The organism is Rhodanobacter sp. B2A1Ga4, from assembly GCF_018101315.1.
Taxonomy (GTDB): domain Bacteria; phylum Pseudomonadota; class Gammaproteobacteria; order Xanthomonadales; family Rhodanobacteraceae; genus Rhodanobacter; species Rhodanobacter thiooxydans_A.
Map to the genome: position 1 here is coordinate 828,154 of NZ_JADBJR010000001.1, position 17,913 is coordinate 846,066.

The following is a 17,913-nucleotide window of genomic DNA, read 5'->3' on the forward strand; positions in this document are numbered from 1 at the left end:
TGTCAGCCGGCCCGCGCGGTGTACTTGCGCGCCACGTAATCGTCGAGGATGCCCACGAACTCGTTCGCGATGTTGTCGCCGCGCAGGGTCATCGCCTTCTCGCCGTCGATGAACACCGGTGCCGCCGGCGCCTCGCCGTTGCCCGGCAGCGAGATGCCGATGTTGGCGTGCTTGGATTCGCCCGGGCCGTTGACGATGCAGCCCATCACCGCCAGGGTGAGGTTCTCCACGCCGTCGTACTTGATCCGCCACACCGGCATCTGCTCGCGCACATGTTCCTGCACGGTCTTGGCGAGTACCTGGAAGAACTCGCTGGTGGTGCGCCCGCAACCCGGGCAGGCGGTGACCAGCGGCGTGAACGAGCGCAGGCCCATGGTCTGCAGCAGTTCCTGCGCCACGATCACCTCGCCGGTGCGCGAGGCACCCGGCTCCGGCGTGAGCGAGATGCGGATGGTGTCGCCGATGCCTTCCTGCAGCAGCACGGCGAGCGCGGCGCTGGATGCAGTGATGCCCTTTGAACCCATGCCGGCCTCGGTCAGACCCAGGTGCAGCGCGTAGTCGCAGCGCGCGGCCAGGTCGCGGTACACCGCGATCAGTTCCTGCACGCCGGAGACCTTGCACGACAAGATGATGCGCTCGCGCGGCAAGCCGATCTTCTCGGCCAGCACGGCCGAATCCAGCGCCGAACGGATCAGCGCCTCGCGGGCCACGTGCGAGGCGTCCCACGGCTCGGCGCGGCGCGCGTTCTCGTCCATCAGCGCGGTCAGCATGCCCTGGTCCAGCGAGCCCCAGTTCGCACCGATGCGCACCGGCTTGCCGTACTGGATCGCCTTCTCGATGATCGCGCCGAACTGGCTGTCCTTCTTCTTGCCGAAGCCGACGTTGCCGGGGTTGATGCGGTACTTCGCCAGCGCCTCGGCGCAGGCCGGCTCGCGCTCCAGCAGCTGGTGGCCGTTGTAGTGGAAGTCGCCCACGATCGGCACCTCCACCCCCATCATCGCCAGCCGCTCGGCGATGCGCGGCACCGCGGCGGCGGCGGCCGGCGTGTTGACCGTGATGCGCACCAGCTCGGAGCCGGCACGGGCCAGCTCGGCAATCTGTTTCGCGGTGCTGGCCGGGTCCTCGGTGTCGGTGTTGGTCATCGACTGCACCACCACCGGCGCGCCGCCACCCACCATCACCTTGCCGATCTGCACGGCCACGCTGGGCCGGCGTAGCGCCGGCGCGGCCGGACGCGGTTTCTGTGCAGCAAGCTCACTCATGGAATCAACCGGAATACAGGTCGCGAAAGCTCGCGGCGATGGCGACAAGAATAACCGATCAGGCTTGCCCTCTTGCGACAAATCAGCGCACGCTGGTGCCTGCGGGGGCGGAGGTAGCCCATTCCTGTCTTTTTTGCACGTGGACGGATTGCCGCAGCGACTTGATCGTGGTCAAGGTGGCGTCGCATTCTTGCCTTAGAATTCGCCAGTTATCCAGCCGGGAAACCCCATGCCGAACACCGAGTATTACAACGACAGGGTCGTGCGCCAGTTCCTGTTGGCCGCCGCCGTATGGGGCATCATCGGCATGTCGGTCGGCGTGTACATCGCCGCCGAGCTGATGTGGCCGGCGCTCAATTTCAACTTGCCATGGATCACCTTCAGCCGGCTGCGCCCCGATCATACGTTCGGCGTGATCTTCGCCTTCGGCGGTTCGGCGCTGATGGGCACCTGCTACTACGTGGTGCAGCGTACCGGGCACGCCCGGCTGGCCTTCACCAAACTGGCCGGGTTCACGTTCTGGGGCTGGCAACTGGTCTGCGTGCTGGCCATGACCACGATGCCGCTGGGGCTCACCCAGAGCAAGGAATACGCCGAGCCGGAATGGTTCATCGACATCCTGATCGCGGTGGTCTGGGTCAGTTTCGGCGTGGTGTTCTTCGGCAGCCTGGCGCGCCGGCGCATCAAGCACATCTACGTGGCGAACTGGTACTACGGCGCCTTCATCATCGCCGTCGGCCTGCTGCACATCGTCAACAACCTCGCCATTCCGGTCTCGCTGACCAAGTCGTACTCGATCTATTCGGGCGTGGTCGATGCGATGGTGCAGTGGTGGTACGGCCACAACGCGGTGGCGTTCTTCCTGACCGCCGGCTTCCTCGGCATGATGTATTACTTCGTGCCGCGGCAGGCCCAGCAGCCGCTGTGGAGCTACCGCTTCTCGATCGTCAATTTCTGGGCGCTGATCTCGGTCTACATGTGGGCCGGCGCGCACCACCTGATGTACACCGCGCTGCCGGACTGGGTGCAGTCGGTCGGCATGGCGTTCTCGCTGGTGCTGCTGATGCCGAGTTTGGGTTCGGCGGCGAACGGGCTGCTCACCTTCAACGGTTCGTGGCACAAGCTGAAGACCGACCCGGCGGCCAAGTTCATGGTGATGTCGCTGGTGTTCTACGGCGCCGCCACGTTCGAAGGCTCGATGATGGCGGTCAAGACGGTCAACTCGCTGTCGCACTACACCGACTGGACGATCGCCCACGTGCATTCCGGCTCGCTCGGCTGGGTCGCGATGATCACCATCGGCTCGCTGTACGCGATGGCGCCGCGTGCGCTGGGCCGGCCGGAGATGTATTCGCACAAGAGCATGGAGCTGCACTTCTGGCTGCACATCATCGGCACCCTGCTCTACATCGGCTCGATGTGGACGGCCGGCGTCACCGAAGGCCTGATGTGGCGCGCCACCAACCCGGATGGCGCGCTCACCTACGGCTTCCTGGACAGCCTGATCGCGATCAAGCCGATGTACCTCATCCGCTGGCTGGGTGGCGTATGCATCCTGTCGGGCATGTGGGTGATGGCCTGGAACCTGTGGCACACGGCGGCGGACGCGCGCGCGCGGCTGATCAAGCCGATCCCGGTTCCCATCCCCGAGCCGGTACCGCACCAGGTACCCGCGCCACTGCCGGCCGTCGGCTGAGGAACACGTCATCATGGCTTACAAGCATTTCGAAGCAATCGAGAAACACGTCGGCCTGCTCGGCGTCCTGATCGCGATCATGGTCTCGCTGGGCGGCCTGGCCGAAATCACCCCGCTGTTCATGGAGGCGCATTCGGTGAAGGCGCCGCCGGGCGTGCAGCCGTACGACCCGCTGCGACTGATCGGCAAGGACGTCTACGTGCGCGAGGGCTGCTACCTGTGCCATTCGCAGATGATCCGTGCGCTGCGCTTCGAGACCGAGCGCTACGGCCATTACTCCACCGCGGCGGAATCGGTCTACGACCGCCCGTTCCAGTGGGGCTCCAAGCGCACCGGCCCGGACCTGGCGCGAGTGGGCGGCAAGTACTCCGACGACTGGCAGCGCATGCATCTGATGGACCCGCGCCAGGTGGTGCCGCAATCCAACATGCCCGGCTATCCGTGGCTGGCGCACAACAAGATCGATGCGGCCGACGTGCAGGCGCGCATGCGCACGCTGCGCCGGCTGGGCGACCCGTACACCGACGCCGAGATCGCCGGCGCCCCCGCCGCCGTGGAAGGCAAGACCGAGCTGGACGCGCTGATCGCCTACCTGCAGGGGCTGGGCATCAAGAATGAACCGGTCTCGACGGCGGCCGCCAATGCCGCGGCCAGTGACGGAGGCGCGCCATGACACCGATCAACCCGATCTGGGGCCATGTCGCCGGCGTATTCATCGTGCTGATGATGATCAGTTTCATCGGCATCTGGATCTGGGCCTGGCGCAAATATCACAAACCGACCTTCAACCGCATGGCGCACCTGCCACTGGAAGATGAGCCGGAAACCGATGGCCGCACGAAGGAGAATCGCCCATGAGCAGTGGCTGGTCGTTATGGGTGATGTTCCTGGTGGTGCTCAACATGGGCATCACGCTGTTCCTGTTCCTGTGGGGTCCGCGCGCGAAGATACCGACCCTGCCCGACGGCACCAGCGGCCATGTGTGGGCGCACGGCGTGCTGCGCGAAGGCGTGCGCCGGTTGCCGACGTGGTGGGTGGTGTTTTCTGCCAGCATGTTCGTGGCCGGCTTCGCCTACCTCTACCTGTACCCGGGTTTCGGCAACCACAAGGGTGCGCTGAACTGGACCTCGCACGGCCAGCTGCAGCGTGACCAGGCCGCCAACAACGCCAGGCTCGAACCACTGCTGGAACGCTTCCGCCTGTACCCGGTGGAAAAGCTGGCCGGCGATCCGGAAGCGCTGGCGATGGGCAAGGTGTTGTTCGAGGACAACTGCGCCGCCTGCCATCAGCGCAGCGGCAAGGGCAACATGCTGCTCGGTGCGCCCAACCTCACCGACAACGACTGGCTCTACGGCGGCAGCGGCAGCGACATCACCACCTCGATCCACGACGGCCGCAGCGGCGTCATGCCGCCGTGGGCCAGCCTGGGCGCGGACAACGTGAAGAATCTGGCGCAGTACGTGCTGAGCCTGTCCGGCTCGCCGCACGACGCGACCAAGGCCGCCGCCGGCCAGCCGCTGTTTGCTACCTGCGCGGCGTGCCATGGTGCCGAAGGCAAGGGCAATCAGGCACTCGGTGCACCCAACCTCACCGACAAGATCTGGCTGCACGGCGGTACCGTGGCCGACATCGAGAAGACCATCGGCGAAGGACGCCAGGGCCACATGCCGGCATGGAGCCCGCGTCTGAACGACGACCAGATCCATGTGGTCGCCGCCTATGTCTACCAGCTGTCGCACCCGGTCGATGAAAGCAGGCAATGAACCTTCGGCCCGGCACGGATCGGCGTGGTATCGGCAACCGATCGCGTGGCTGGGCGTGTTCGTCTTCGTGGCGTCGATGGCCGGCTGCATCTGGCTGATCGTGGTCGGCAACCGCTACGCCGACACGCCACTGGATACCGCGCACACCGTGTTTGGCGTGCCGGTCAGTGCACACAGCAGCGCCCGCCCGGCACCCAGACCGTCGACTGACCCACCGCCATGAACAGCTACGCGGCGTGGGCCCATCCGCAACTCGCCGCGCAGGTACTGCGCCCCCGCCGCGACGGTTGCAGCGAGATCGCACTCTCGGTCGAGGCGCTGACCGATGCCCGCCAGGTCCTGCAACTGGAACAACTGATCCGCTCACTGCCCGGCGTGCAGCGCGTTGCCATCGATCGCCCGGCGCGCCGGGTGCGGGTGGTGCTGGATGTCGGCCGTACGCCCTTGCCGACCCTGCTGGCGAATTTCGCCGCCGCCGGTTGCCCGGCGCAACCGCTGCAGCACGACAGCATCGACGATGCCCGCGCGCAGGAACAGCACGACGCGCTGAAGCGCCTGCTGGTGGCCGGCATGTGCGCGATGCAGGTGATGACCTATGCGTTCGTCATCTATATCGGCGTGGTCGACTTCGTCGATTTCAGCACGCGCAACCTGTTCCGCTGGCTCGGCCTGCTGACCAGCGTGCCGGTGGTGTTCTACTCGGCCATGCCGTTCTTCCGCGGTGCGCTGCAGGAACTGCGCGAGCGCCGGCTCGGCATCAACCTGCCGGTCGCGCTGGCGGTGGCCCTGGTGTTCCTGGCCAGCATGATCAACACCCTGCGCGGCAGCGGCGAGATCTATTTCGATTCGGTGACCATGTTCGTGTTCCTGCTGCTGGGCGGGCGCTACCTGGAACTGCGCTCGCGCCACCGCAGCGGCGCGATGGGCGATGCGGTGATCGACACCGCGCCGCTGCTGGCGCAACGCCGTCGTGCCGATGGCGAACTGGAAACGGTGCCGGCGATGACCCTGCTGTCCGGCGACCGCGTGCACATCGCCGAAGGCACCCGGGTGCCCGCCGACGGCGTGCTGCAGAGCGCGGACGTCCGGGTGGATGAAGCGCTGCTGTCGGGCGAGTCGCGACCGGTGCGACGCGTGCGCGGCGACCAGCTGATCGCCGGCAGCGTGCTGTTGTCCGGCCCGGCCGAACTGATCGTGGAGCACAGCGGCAACTCCACCACCGTGGCGCGACTGGGTGAACTGGCCACGCGCGCGCGGCAGGCACGCGTGCTTAGCGCCGCCAGCGATCGCGAGGTCGGCCGCTTCGTCGCCCGCGTGCTGGGGCTAACCGTACTCACCGCACTCGGCTGGTCGCTGGTCGATCCCGCGCGCGCTTTCGACGCGGCAGTGGCGGTGCTGGTCGTCGCCTGCCCCTGTGCGTTCGCACTCACCCGCCCGGCCACGCTGACCCGGGCACTGGGCGTGCTGGCCGGTCGCGGCGTGCTGGTCACCCACGGCGAGGCACTCGGCCAGTTGGCCGCGGTCGACTACGCGATGTTCGACAAGACCGGCACGCTGACCGTGCCGCAACTGGACCGCCACGCGGTCGAGCCCTTGCGTGGCGACAGCGTCGAGCAGGTGCTGCAACTGGCGGCCGCGCTGGCGCATGAAAGCTCGCACCCGCTGGCCCGTGCGCTGGCCGACACGGCACGCCAGCAGGCGCTGCCACTGCAGGCGCAATCGGTACAGGTGGCTGCCGCTGCCGGCATCTGCGGCGAAGTGGCGGGTCGCCCGTTGTGGCTGGGGCGGGCTGACTTTGCCCTGGCCCCGAGTGGCCAGGCGATTCCCTCCGGCATCAGCGATGCCTTGCTGCTGGCCGATACTGAGGGTGCCATCGCTACCTTCCATCTCGACGAACAGCCGCGCGCCGATGCCCGCCGCATGCTCGACTTCCTGCGCGCCGACGGCATCGCGACCAGCATGGCCAGCGGCGATGCCGCCAGTCGCGTGGCGGCGGTGGCTGATCGCCTCGGCATCGCCGACTGGCATGCACGGCAATCGCCCGCGGACAAACTCGAACGCCTGCAGGCCGCGCACGCCAAGGGACATACCACGCTGGCCGTCGGCGACGGCAGCAACGACGCACCGCTGCTGGCTGGTGCCGATGTCTCGGCGGCGCTGGCCTCCGGCACCGAGCTGGCCCAGGCCCATGCCGACCTGTTGCTGCTGGATGGACGGCTGAGCGGACTGGTCGACGCACGCGCGATCGCCTGCCAGCTGCAGCAGATCACCGCGCAGAGCCGCCGCTGGGCGCTGGCCTACAACCTGTGCGCGGTGCCGTTTGCGGCATTCGGCCTGGTACCGCCATGGCTGGCCGGCATCGGCATGTCGCTCAGTTCGCTGGTGGTGGTGCTGAACGCACTGCGCGTGGGCAGCCGGGAAGCGACTTCGGACGAACGCTCCGGCCCGGCAACCGGCGCACGCGAGTTGCCGGCATGAACATCCTGCTGGTACTGATTCCGGTAACCCTGGTCATCCTGATCGTGGCCGTGCGGCTGTTCTTCTGGGCGGTCAACCACCAGCAGTTCGACGACCTGGACAGCCCTGCGCAACTGCCGCTGATGGACGACCAGCCCGAGCCGGTGCCACCGGCGGAAACCTCCGAAAGCGATTCCGCCACGCCACCATAAGGGCGGGCACTGCCCGCCAGCAGACTCCTACGGCTTGCGGCGCAAGGCGGCTTGCAGCAGGCGTTGCTGCACGCGTTCGGACACGCTTGCCGGCGCGTCCAGGCCCATCCGCGCCAGCGCCTCGCCCTCGCCAGCAGCCACCTCGCCGGGACGCACGACGGCGCCCAGCAATCGCCATCTGCCGCGCCAGTTGCCGCTGCAGGATTTCAGCCATTCCAGTGCCGGCAGCAGGCGCTGCTCGACCCCGGTGAAATCGCTGCCGAACGGAAACGTCGGCAGCAGGCCTTTCTGCCGGAACGGTGCCAGCACCTCATGCAGGTGGTCCGGGCGATGGCGGCGCCAGGCTTCCGGTATCACGAAATCCGCGGCCAGCTTGCGGTGCGCCTTGGCCTGCGCGCACAGCGCGTCGAGGAAGCGCGCATCGGCGATCGACAGCATCGCCTCGACGCACTCGTCATCGCTCTTGCCGCGCAGGTCGGCAACACCGTACTCGGTGATGACGATGTCGCGCAGGTGGCGCGGGATGGTGGCCTGGGCGTAGTTCCAGCGGATGTTGCTCTCGATCCCGCCTCGACTCTCGCGGGTGGCACGCAGCAGCAGCGCCGAACGACCGTCCGGCAATTCGTGCGCCATCGCCACGAAGTTGTACTGGCCGCCAACGCCGCTGACCACGGCGCCGTCCTCCAGTGTGTCGGACACCGCCGCGCCGAGCAGGGTCGCCATCATGCAGGTGTTGAAGAAACGCGCGCCGCGCCGTTGCAGCATCGCCAGCGCCTGGTGGTCGCCGTACAGCTGGTTGACGTTGGACACCGCGCACATGTCGATCGCGTCCGGATCGGCCGCCTCGGTGGCGTCGAGCCAGTCGTACAGCTCGCGCGAACCGAGGAAGAACGCGCCACGCAGGTAGTGTCCGCCCGGCGTGGCCGGGTCCAGGCGGCCGTCCGCGGCGGCGCGTTCCAGCGCCAGGTCGTCCCAGCTGCGCCGTTTCAGGATGCCAGCGCGCTGCAGGTGCATGAAGCCGTCCATCACCATCTCGCTGGCGCCGTACAGGCCGGCCCCGAACGGCGCCAGGCCGCCCAGCTGGCCGGCCAGTGCGTGGGTGGCGCCGCCCGGGTCCAGCGCCACCAGCGCGCGCCGCCATTGGGTGTTGTCGTGCTGGCGCAACAGCAGCGCCTTGACCAGCGCGTCGGACAACGCGCCGATGCCGATCTGCAGGCAGCCGCCATCCCTGACCAGCGCGCTGGCATGCAGGCCCAGCGCGTATTCGACGAGATCCACCGGCGACCGCGGCAACGCAAACAGCCGCGATGAATGTTGCGGGCGCAGCTCCACGTCGAAATACGCTTCCGCTACCTCGGCATCGCCGCCCAGGTACGGCAGCTCCGGATGCACCACCGCCACGCATAGCGGCCGCCGGCCGCTCGATTGCGCCTGGCGCAGGAAATCCAGGGTCAGGTCAGGGTTGCACGACAGGCTGTAATGCACGCCGTCCGGCCCTTCGCGCCGCGCCACCAGTTGCACCAGCAGGTTGATGTCCTGCGCCGCCAGGTCGCGCGCCACGTGGGTGTAGTTCTGGCTGATGTAGTTGCGCTGGGCGCTGGCCGAATGCAGCAGCGCGCCGGACTGCATGTAGAACTCGTGCACCTCGACGTTCGGGGGCAGCGCATTGCGTGCCTGGTCGAGCGCGTACTGCGGGTCGATCGCGTCGGCGCCGAAGTGGCGTTCGACGAACGGCCCGAGGAAACGCTGCTCCAGCCCCGGCGCCGGATGCGGCCGGGTCAGCGACAGCGCGGTGTACAGGCGCATCGAGCGCCCGGCGTCGGCGGCGACCAGCCGGTACAGCGCATTGAGCAAGCCATGCGGCTTGCCCAGGCCCAGCGGCGCGGCGATGCGCAGGTGCGGACCCAGTGCGTGCGCAAGATGGCGCGCGCAGGCCTCGGTGTCGGCGTAACGGTGCTCGATCGGCATGCGCGCGATCATGCCAGAAGCCCCGCGACGTCGGCGCGTCGACAAGCCATCGCCTACACTCGGGCCATGCCCACGCCACTGATCCCTGCCACCCGGAGCCGCCTGCTGGCCGAACAGGCGCTCAGTCGCGCCGCCGGCGCGCCGCTGCTCAGCGGCAACGCGGTGGATCTGCTGATCGATGCCGCCGCCCATTACGAAGCCTGGCTGGCGGCCATCTGCGGTGCGCGCCAGCGCGTACTGCTGGAGAACTACATCATCCGCGACGACGCGGTGGGACGCGCCTTCCGCGATGCGCTGGTCGAACGCGCCCGGGCGGGCGTGTTCGTCGCGGTGGTCGCCGACTGGCTCGGCTGCCTCGGCCAGTCGCGCGGCGCGTTCTGGGCGCCGCTGCGCGCGGCCGGCGGCGAGGTACGCGTGTTCAACCCGCCGCAACTGGGCGAACCGCTGGGCTGGATCAGCCGCGACCATCGCAAGCTGCTGGTGGTCGACGGCGTGCTCGGCTTCCTGTCCGGCGTGTGCATCAGTGCGAAATGGCTGGGCGACCCGGCACGCGGCGTGCCACCGTGGCGCGACACCGGCGTGGCGCTGCGCGGCCCGGCGGTGGCCGAGCTGGAGGCCGCGTTCGCGCAGAGCTGGGGCGAGACCGGCGCGGCGCTGCGCCAGCTGCCGACCGTCGCGGAGCCGGCCGCGCCGGCTGGCGACGTGGCGTTGCGGCTGATCGCCACCCAGCCGGCCACCGCCGGCATGTACCGGCTCGACCAGCTGGTCGCCGCGATGGCGCGCAAGACGCTGTGGCTCACCGACGCCTACTTCGTTGGCCTGGCGCCGTACGTGCAGGCGCTGGTCGCCGCCGCGCGCGACGGCGTGGACGTGCGCCTGCTGGTACCCGGCAGCAGCGACATCCCGGTGGTGGCCGGCATCTCGCGCTCGGGCTACCGGCCGCTACTGAAGGCCGGCATCCGCGTGTTCGAATGGAACGGTTCGATGCTGCACGCCAAGACCGCGGTGGCCGACGGCCAATGGGCGCGGGTCGGCTCGTCCAACCTCAACATCGCCAGCTGGCTGGGCAACCGCGAGCTTGACGTGGCGGTCGAGGACGCCGGCTTTGCCGGCCAGCTCGCCGCGCAATACGAACAGGACCTGGGCAATGCCACCGAGATCGTGCTGGCCTCGCGCCGGCGCCGGCACGGCAACGGCAGCCGCGAAAAGGTGTGCAGCAGCGAAACGCGGCCGCCGCGGGTACGCCACGGCGGCGGCAGCTCCGGCCGCGCCGCCGCCGGCGCGCTGCGCATCGCCAACAGCGTCGGCGCCGCACTGGCCAACCGGCGCGTGCTCGACGACACCGGCAGCGGCTCACTGGTGATCGGCACGATCGTGCTCATCGTGCTGGCGGTGGTCGCGTTCGCGTGGCCGGCGTGGATCGGCTGGCCGTTCGGCGCCCTCGCTGCCTGGTTCGCGCTGAACCTGGGCATCCGCAGCTGGCGCGCGCGCAAACGTCGCTGGCGCGAACTGCGCGACGCGGATGACGAGTGAGGCCGGCCCGTCCTCTTCAGGCTTTCCCTGCGCTTCCCGTGTCAAGCGGATGTTTTCTCACAACTTGATACAACGCGCATGTTAGGCTCGCGCCCCTATGTCCGCGCCGTTCGACGACACCACGCCACGCCATGTACTGACCCCCAGCTCGCTCAATCGGCTGGTGCGCGACCTGCTGGGCGACGCGCTGCCGCAGGTATGGATCGAGGGTGAGCTGTCGAACGTGGCCAAGCCGGCGTCGGGCCATCTGTACTTCACCCTGAAGGACAGCGGCGCCCAGGTGCGCTGCGCCATGTTCAAGATGAAGGCGTCCGCGCTGCGCTTCCGCCCGGTCGATGGCATGCAGGTCTTGCTGCGCGCCAAGGTTGGCCTGTACGAGCCGCGCGGCGAATTCCAGCTGGTCGCCGAATACATGGAGCCGGCCGGCGAAGGTGCGCTGCAGCGCGAATTCGAGCAGCTCAAGGCCAGGCTCGACGCCGAAGGCCTGTTCGACCCGGCGCGCAAGCGCGCCCTGCCCGTCTACGCGCGGCGCATCGGCGTGATCACCTCGGCCACCGGTGCGGCGATCCGTGACGTGCTCAGCGTGCTGGCCCGGCGCTGGCCGCTGGCCGAGGTGGAAGTGCTGCCGGTGCCGGTGCAGGGCCGCGAGGCGCCGCCGGCGATCGTGGCGATGCTGCGCAAGGCCTCGGCCAGCGCACGCTACGACGTGCTGCTGCTGACCCGCGGCGGCGGTTCGCTGGAAGACCTGTGGGCGTTCAACGAGGAAGCGGTGGCGCGGGCGATCCACGCCAGCGCGGTGCCGGTGGTCTCCGCGGTCGGCCACGAGATCGACTTCAGCATCGCCGACTTCGTCGCCGACCTGCGCGCACCCACGCCCTCGGCCGCCGCCGAATTGCTGGTGCCCGACGCGGTGGCGGTCGATCGCCACCTGCGCCAGCTGCAGCAACGCCTGGCCACCTTGCAGCAACGCCAGCTGCAGGCGCATTCGCAACGCGTCGACCACTTGCTGGCGCGACTGCAGGCGCAGCGGCCACAAGCGCGCTTGCAGCGCGACCGCGAACGGCTGCAGCACCTGCAACGCCGCCTGATTGCCGTGCTGCGCGAACAAGGCCAGCGGCGCCACACGCGACTGGAGCGCCTGCACGCGCGCCTGCTGGCGCAGCATCCGCGTGCGCGCCTGTCGCTGCTGGCACGCCGGCTGGCCGAACAGGATCAGCGCCTGCGCCGCGCGATCACGCACATCCTCGAACGCCGGCAGACGACGCTGCGCCACGCCGGCCATGCACTGCACGCGGTCAGCCCGCTGGCCACGCTCGAACGCGGCTACGCGATCCTGTTCGAGGCGGACGGCCAGGTGTTGCGCTCGGCCCGAGGTGTCGCCGTGGATACGCGGTTGCGCGCACGCCTCGCCGACGGCGAGTTGCCGCTGCGGGTCAGCGACGACTGACCGCCCCGCTCACGCAAACTGAACGCCGCGGCCCGCATCCTTCACGCCTCTCCCACGGAGGCGATGCATGAAGGCGGCGGCGTTGTTCGTGAAGGCCCTCGAGGCCGAGGGCGTGCATTGCATCTTCGGCGTGCCCGGCGAGGAAAACCTCGACCTGGTGGAAGCGCTGCGCGAATCATCGATCCGGTTGATCGTGACCCGCCACGAACAGGCCGCCGGCTTCATGGCCGCGACCTGGGGCCGCCTGACCGGTGAGGCCGGCGTGGCGCTGGCCACGCTCGGACCCGGCGCCACCAATCTGGTCACCGCGGCGGCCTACGCCCAGCTCGGCGCGATGCCGATGCTGATGATCACCGGCCAGAAACCGATCCGCACGCACAAGCAGGGCCTGTTCCAGCTGGTCGACGTGGTCGACATGATGCAGCCGCTGACCAAGTACACGCGCCAGCTGGTGTCCGCGCCGACGATTCCGGCGCGGGTGCGCGAGGCGTTCCGCCGCGCCGAGGAGGAGCGTCCCGGCGCGGTGCACCTGGAACTGCCGGAGGACATCGCACGCGACGACGTCGAAGACGCGATCCTGCTGCCCACCGGATACGCGCGCCGTCCCTCGCCCGACGATGCCGCACTGGTGCAGGCGGCCGAAGCGATCGGCAATGCAGGGAAGCCGATCCTGATGATCGGCGCCGCCGCCAACCGGCAACGCACCGCAGTGGCGTTGCGCGCGTTCATCGACAAGCTCGGCCTGCCGTTCTTCACCACCCAGATGGGCAAGGGCGTGGTCGACGAGGACCACCCGCTGTGGCTGGGCAACGCCGCGCTGTCGGACGGCGACTTCGTGCACCGCGCGATCGACGCCGCCGACGTGATCGTCAACGTCGGTCACGACGTGGTGGAGAAGCCGCCGTTCTTCATGCAGAAAGGCCGGCGCACGGTGATCCACATCAACTTCGCCTCGGCCGAGGTGGACACCGTGTACTTCCCGCAGATCGAGGTGGTCGGCGACATTGCGCATACAGTCGAGCGGCTCACCGATGCGCTGGAGCCGCAAGCGCACTGGGACTTCGCCTGGTTCGACAAGGTGCGCCACGCCTTCCACGCGCAGCTGAAGGAGCACGCGGACGACGCACGCTTCCCGATGCACCCGGTGCGCATCGTCGCCGACACCCGTCGCTGCATGCCCGACGACGGCGTGCTGTGCCTGGACAACGGCATGTACAAGCTGTGGTACGCCCGCTACTACCGCGCGCGCCAGCCGAACACCGTGCTGCTGGACAACGCGCTGGCCACCATGGGCGCCGGCCTGCCCTCGGCGATGGCGGCGAAGATGGTGTACCCGCAGCGCAAGGTGCTGGCGATCTGCGGCGACGGCGGCTTCATGATGAACGCGCAGGAACTGGAAACCGCGGTGCGGCTGAAGCTCGACCTGGTGATCCTGCTGCTGCGCGACGACGCCTACGGCATGATCCGCTGGAAGCAGGCCGAGATGGGCTACGCCGACTACGGCATGCAGTTCGGCAATCCGGATTTCGTGCTGTTCGCCGAAGCGCATGGCGCGCACGGCCACCGCCCGGCCAGCGCTGACGAGTTCCTGCCGACACTGCAGCGCGCCTACGCGCAAGGCGGCGTGCACCTGATCGACCTTGCCATCGACTACAGCGACAACCACCGCATCCTCGACGAGGAAATCCGTCGACTGAGCGCGGCCGTCTGACCCGGAGACCCCCATGCTGGACAAGACCTATCCCTACTACCTCGCCAACCAGCCGCAAACGTCGAAGAACATGCTCGACGTGCGCGACAAGTACAGCGGCAAGCTCGCCACGCGCGTCGCCGTGCCGGACGCAAAAGCCACCGAGAAGGCGATCGCCGCCGCGGTGAAGGCGGCCAGGCCGATGCGCGAGTACAAGCCGTGGGCGCGCCAGGCAGTGCTGCAGCATTGTGCGCAGCGCTTCGCCGAACGCCGCGACGAGCTGGCCGAGGCGCTGTGCATCGAGGCGGGCAAGCCGATCAAGGATGCGGCGGGCGAAGTGACGCGGCTGATCGAGACCTTCCGCATCGCCGCCGAGGAGGCCGTGCGCATCAACGGCGAGACGATCAACCTGGAACTGGCCAGCCGTCTGGACGGCTATCACGGCTACACCAAACGCGTGCCGCTGGGACCGGTGTCGTTCATCACGCCGTTCAACTTTCCGCTGAACCTGGTCGCGCACAAGGTGGCGCCGGCGATCGCCGCCGGTTGTCCGTTCGTGCTCAAGCCATCGGAGAAAACTCCGATCGGCGCACTGATCATCGGCGAGGTGCTGGCCGAGACCGACCTGCCGAAAGGTGCGTTCTCGATCCTCACCCTGGACGGCGCGCATGCCGCACCGCTGGTCGAGGACCCGCGCCTCAAGCTGCTCTCGTTCACCGGCGGGCAGATCGGCTGGGAGCTGAAGGCACGCGCCGGGCACAAGAAGGTGACGCTGGAGCTTGGCGGCAACGCCGCCTGCATCGTCGACGCCGACCAGGGCCCGAAGCTGGACAAGGTGGTCGCACGGCTGATCTTCGGCGCGTTCTACCAGTCCGGCCAGAGCTGCATCGGCGTGCAGCGCATCTACGCCCATGCCGACATCTACGACGCGCTGAAGCGCAAGCTGGTCGCCGCCACGAAGAAACTCAAGGCCGGCGATCCGAAAGACAAGAGCGTGTTCCTCGGCCCGATGATCGACGAAGCCGCTGCCGAGCGCCTGCACGGCTGGATCCTCGAAGCGAAGAAGGCCGGCGGCAGGATCCTCTGCGGTGGCAAGCGCAGCGGCAACATGCTGGACGCCACCCTGATGGAAAACGTGCCCGCCGACGCCAGGGCAAACCGCATGGAGGCGTTCGGTCCGTTCGCCCTGCTCGCTCCGTTCAACGAGTTCGACGACGCCATCGCGCTGGTCAACGACTCCGACTACGGCCTGCAGGCCGGCGTCTTCACCGACAGCCTCGACCACGCGATGCGCGCGTGGAACGAACTGGAACAGGGCGGCGTGATCGTCAACGACATCCCCAGCTTCCGCGTGGACAACATGCCGTACGGCGGCGTGAAGCTGTCCGGCCTGGGCCGCGAGGGCGTGCGCTACGCGATCGAGGACATGAGCGAGATCCGCCTGATGGTGATGCGGGAAGTCTGATGATTACAGCGCGCCGGGTTTCGTGGCCGTGACGTTCCAGCCCATCGCGTTGTAGACGTGATAGCGCACGATGCCGGCGTACTCGTGCAGGGCCAGGTCGGCCATGGCGAAGTTGTACGACAGCGGCAGCCAGGACAGCACGCCGTCGACGTGATCGGCTGGCACCAGCACGGCATGAATGCCGAAGTGCATGAAGTACAGCATGGCACGGCGCAGGTGGAAGCCGGACGACACCAGCAGCACGCGGTCGGCACCGTACGCTTTCAGCAGCGGGCCGCTGAACTGCGCGTTCTGCCAGGTGTTCATGCTGCGCGATTCCAGCAGCAGGTCGGCGGTATCCACGCCGAGCCGCTGCAGCTCGCCGGCGTAGACCGCCGCCTCCGGCCGGCCCAGTCCGCGCGCGTCGCCGCCGCTTAGCTCGACCTTGCACTCGCGCCCGGCCTGCCGACATGTGCGATACAGCTGCGCCGCCTTGCCGATGCGGCCGTAGGCGAACAGGCTGGGCTCGACCTCGCCGCTGCCGGCCACGCGCACGGTGCCGGCGCCCAGCAGCACGATCACGTTGCGCTGGCCCCAGTCGATCGCTGCGGTCGTCGCATGGCCCGATTGCAGCCGCGCCAGCAGCCAGCGCGGTACCGGCCCGCAACCGACCGCCAGCAGCACGATCAGCGCCAACCCCAGCAGCACGCGGCTGCAGCGGCGCCACTTCAGGCAGGCCAGCACGACGGCCAGCGCAATCAGGGCAAGCAGCACATTCAAGGTCATGACCAGGCCGGTGGAGATGGCGGAATACCGGTGCCATTATGCCGATGCGCCGCACGGCCGGATCGCGATGCACCACAAACCCGCAGCAACAAGCCTTCGACGGACCGAACCTCTGCACGGGAGCTGAGCCATGACCACCCTCGTCTTCGTCCACGGCTGGAGCGTCACCAGCACCTCGACCTACGGCCAGCTGCCGCAGCAGCTGCAGCAACAGGCGTCCGCCGCTGGCCTCTCGTTGACCCTGGCCGACCTGTGGCTGTCCGAATACGTGAGCTTCAACGACGCAGTGACCATGCCCGACCTGGTGCGCGCGTTCGACCATGCCTTGCGCGACCTGCACCTGCTCGATGCCAGCTTCGCCTGCATCACCCACTCCACCGGCGGCCCGGTGGTACGCGAGTGGCTGCGCGCGCAGCGCGACAAGCCGGCCACGCACAGCACGATCCGGCTCAGCCACCTGGTGATGCTGGCGCCGCCGAACTTCGGCTCCGCGCTGGCGCAACTGGGCAAGGGCCTGCTCGGCCGGCTGAAGGCCTGGTTCGGCGGCGTGGAGCCGGGCCAGCGCATCCTCGACTGGCTGGAGCTGGGCAGCGCCGAATCACTGTCGCTCAACCTCGACTACATCCACAGCGACGACCCGGTGAAGCGCGGGCAGTTCCCGTTCGTGCTGACCGGCGACCGCCCCGACCGCCAGCTGTACGACCACCTCAACAGCTACACCGGCGAGGACGGCTCCGACGGCGTGGTGCGCATCGCCGCGGCCAACCTTAATGCCCACCACGCCGTGCTGTCGCCGCAGGCCGGCAGCGACACGCTGATGCTGAACCTCAGCCGCGGCCCGCGCTGCGCGTTCAAGCTGGTGGCCGGTGCGGCCCACTCCGGCGACGAGCTGGGCATCATGGCCAGCGCCGCGCCGGCCACCGTGCAGGCGATCCTGCGCTGCCTGCAGGTGCGCAGCGTCGACGACTACGAGCGCCTGTGCGACGCCTTCGAGCGCGAAAACGCCGCGCGCGATGCCGACAAGGTGGAACTGGAGCCGGCCGGCCCGTTCGCCCCGCGCGTACACATCCACGACCCGCGCAGCCTGCTGATCGTGCGCCTGACCGACGAGGCCGGCGAACCGCTGACCGGCGCCGGTTTCCTGCTCACCGCCGGCGCGCAGGCCAGCGCCGACCTGCTGCCAGCCGGCTTCCTGCTCGACCGCCAGGCCAACTCGAAGCAGCGCACCACCATCTCGCTGTTCCTCGACCACAGCCTGCTCGCCGGCGACGATCGCGTGGCCGACCCGCGCAACAGCCGCAAGACGCTGCGCGCCGCCGTGGCCAGCCACCGCCCCTACGGCGCCAGCGTGCAGCCGCTCGACCTCGGTGGCCTGGTGCACCATGCACTGGCGACAAGCGCCGCCAGCGACGATCTGTTCGCCATGCTCGGCCCGCATCAGACCACCGTGCTCGACGTGGTGCTGCCACGCAAGATCCACGAAGGCGTGTTCCGGCTGACCCAGACGCTGACGCCGCAGGATTTCAGCAAGCCGGTGGCGGGACCGGTAATCGGCTGACCGGGTCCGTACGGGACAAGGCGCGCGGATCGGCACGTTCGCCGCAAGCGAGCCCGCGCCTGCCCAGCGGATAGCCAACGCAAACTGACCGACCCTG

General features: G+C 68.7%; 15 protein-coding genes. 12 read left to right on the plus strand and 3 right to left on the minus strand.

From position 1 onward, the window contains the following. Positions 1–2 precede the first annotated feature (2 nt). Complete coding sequence (gene ispG, locus IMW82_RS03770; protein WP_211003886.1) at positions 3–1,262, minus strand: flavodoxin-dependent (E)-4-hydroxy-3-methylbut-2-enyl-diphosphate synthase; 1,260 nt, start codon at positions 1,260–1,262, stop codon at positions 3–5. 229 nt (positions 1,263–1,491) lie between these two features. Between ispG and ccoN the strand changes: the two genes are divergently transcribed. From ccoN to ccoS, 7 genes are read left to right on the plus strand one after another with little or no spacing between them, the layout of a single operon-like run. Beyond that, positions 1,492–2,958 (plus strand): cytochrome-c oxidase, cbb3-type subunit I, encoded by a 1,467-nt coding sequence (gene ccoN / locus IMW82_RS03775; protein WP_108472929.1) that lies wholly within the window; start codon positions 1,492–1,494, stop codon positions 2,956–2,958. A gap of 13 nt (positions 2,959–2,971) precedes the next feature. Next, positions 2,972–3,631 carry a cytochrome-c oxidase, cbb3-type subunit II gene (ccoO, locus tag IMW82_RS03780; RefSeq protein WP_108472930.1) on the plus strand — a complete coding sequence of 220 codons (660 nt, stop codon included), beginning with the start codon at positions 2,972–2,974 and terminating at the stop codon, positions 3,629–3,631. Then, the gene (locus tag IMW82_RS03785; protein WP_108472931.1) at positions 3,628–3,816 is read left to right on the plus strand and encodes a cbb3-type cytochrome c oxidase subunit 3; all 189 of its coding nucleotides are present in this window, start codon (positions 3,628–3,630) and stop codon (positions 3,814–3,816) included. The genes ccoO and IMW82_RS03785 overlap by 4 nt, the downstream gene beginning before the upstream one ends. Continuing rightward, the gene (ccoP, locus tag IMW82_RS03790) at positions 3,813–4,721 is read left to right on the plus strand and encodes a cytochrome-c oxidase, cbb3-type subunit III (RefSeq protein ID WP_211003887.1); all 909 of its coding nucleotides are present in this window, start codon (positions 3,813–3,815) and stop codon (positions 4,719–4,721) included. The genes IMW82_RS03785 and ccoP overlap by 4 nt, the downstream gene beginning before the upstream one ends. Beyond that, positions 4,705–4,944, plus strand: a complete 240-nt coding sequence (locus IMW82_RS03795) for a hypothetical protein (RefSeq protein WP_108472933.1) — start codon at positions 4,705–4,707, stop codon at positions 4,942–4,944. Before ccoP ends, IMW82_RS03795 begins: the two co-directional genes overlap by 17 nt. Beyond that, complete coding sequence (locus IMW82_RS03800; RefSeq protein ID WP_211003888.1) at positions 4,941–7,199, plus strand: heavy metal translocating P-type ATPase; 2,259 nt, start codon at positions 4,941–4,943, stop codon at positions 7,197–7,199. The genes IMW82_RS03795 and IMW82_RS03800 overlap by 4 nt, the downstream gene beginning before the upstream one ends. Then, a complete protein-coding gene (ccoS, locus tag IMW82_RS03805) occupies positions 7,196–7,390 on the plus strand; it encodes a cbb3-type cytochrome oxidase assembly protein CcoS (RefSeq protein ID WP_211003889.1) in 195 nt (64 codons plus the stop codon). Before IMW82_RS03800 ends, ccoS begins: the two co-directional genes overlap by 4 nt. A 27-nt stretch (positions 7,391–7,417) precedes the next feature. Here ccoS and IMW82_RS03810 read toward each other — a convergent pair whose 3' ends face one another. Next, positions 7,418–9,370 (minus strand): acetyl-CoA hydrolase/transferase C-terminal domain-containing protein, encoded by a 1,953-nt coding sequence (locus IMW82_RS03810; protein ID WP_211003890.1) that lies wholly within the window; start codon positions 9,368–9,370, stop codon positions 7,418–7,420. Between the two features lie 54 nt (positions 9,371–9,424). On the opposite strand from IMW82_RS03810, the gene IMW82_RS03815 reads away from it, so the two are divergent. From IMW82_RS03815 to IMW82_RS03830, 4 genes are all read left to right on the plus strand, one after another. Beyond that, on the plus strand, positions 9,425–10,891 hold the full coding sequence (locus tag IMW82_RS03815) for a phospholipase D-like domain-containing protein (protein ID WP_211003891.1): 1,467 nt from the start codon (positions 9,425–9,427) through the stop codon (positions 10,889–10,891). Positions 10,892–10,988: 97 nt separating this feature from the next. Next, positions 10,989–12,338, plus strand: coding sequence for an exodeoxyribonuclease VII large subunit (xseA, locus tag IMW82_RS03820; RefSeq protein ID WP_211003892.1), 1,350 nt, complete (start codon positions 10,989–10,991; stop codon positions 12,336–12,338). Positions 12,339–12,405: 67 nt separating this feature from the next. Further along, positions 12,406–14,049, plus strand: coding sequence for an acetolactate synthase large subunit (locus tag IMW82_RS03825; protein ID WP_211003893.1), 1,644 nt, complete (start codon positions 12,406–12,408; stop codon positions 14,047–14,049). Between the two features lie 13 nt (positions 14,050–14,062). Beyond that, positions 14,063–15,493 carry an aldehyde dehydrogenase family protein gene (locus IMW82_RS03830; RefSeq protein ID WP_211003894.1) on the plus strand — a complete coding sequence of 477 codons (1,431 nt, stop codon included), beginning with the start codon at positions 14,063–14,065 and terminating at the stop codon, positions 15,491–15,493. 3 nt (positions 15,494–15,496) lie between these two features. On the opposite strand, the gene IMW82_RS03835 is transcribed toward IMW82_RS03830, so the two are convergent. Beyond that, complete coding sequence (locus IMW82_RS03835) at positions 15,497–16,258, minus strand: YdcF family protein (RefSeq protein ID WP_211003895.1); 762 nt, start codon at positions 16,256–16,258, stop codon at positions 15,497–15,499. A 130-nt stretch (positions 16,259–16,388) separates the two neighbouring features. Between IMW82_RS03835 and IMW82_RS03840 the strand changes: the two genes are divergently transcribed. After that, positions 16,389–17,816: a phospholipase gene (locus IMW82_RS03840; RefSeq protein WP_211003896.1), complete on the plus strand. Its 1,428-nt coding sequence runs from the start codon at positions 16,389–16,391 to the stop codon at positions 17,814–17,816. Positions 17,817–17,913: the final 97 nt, after the last annotated feature.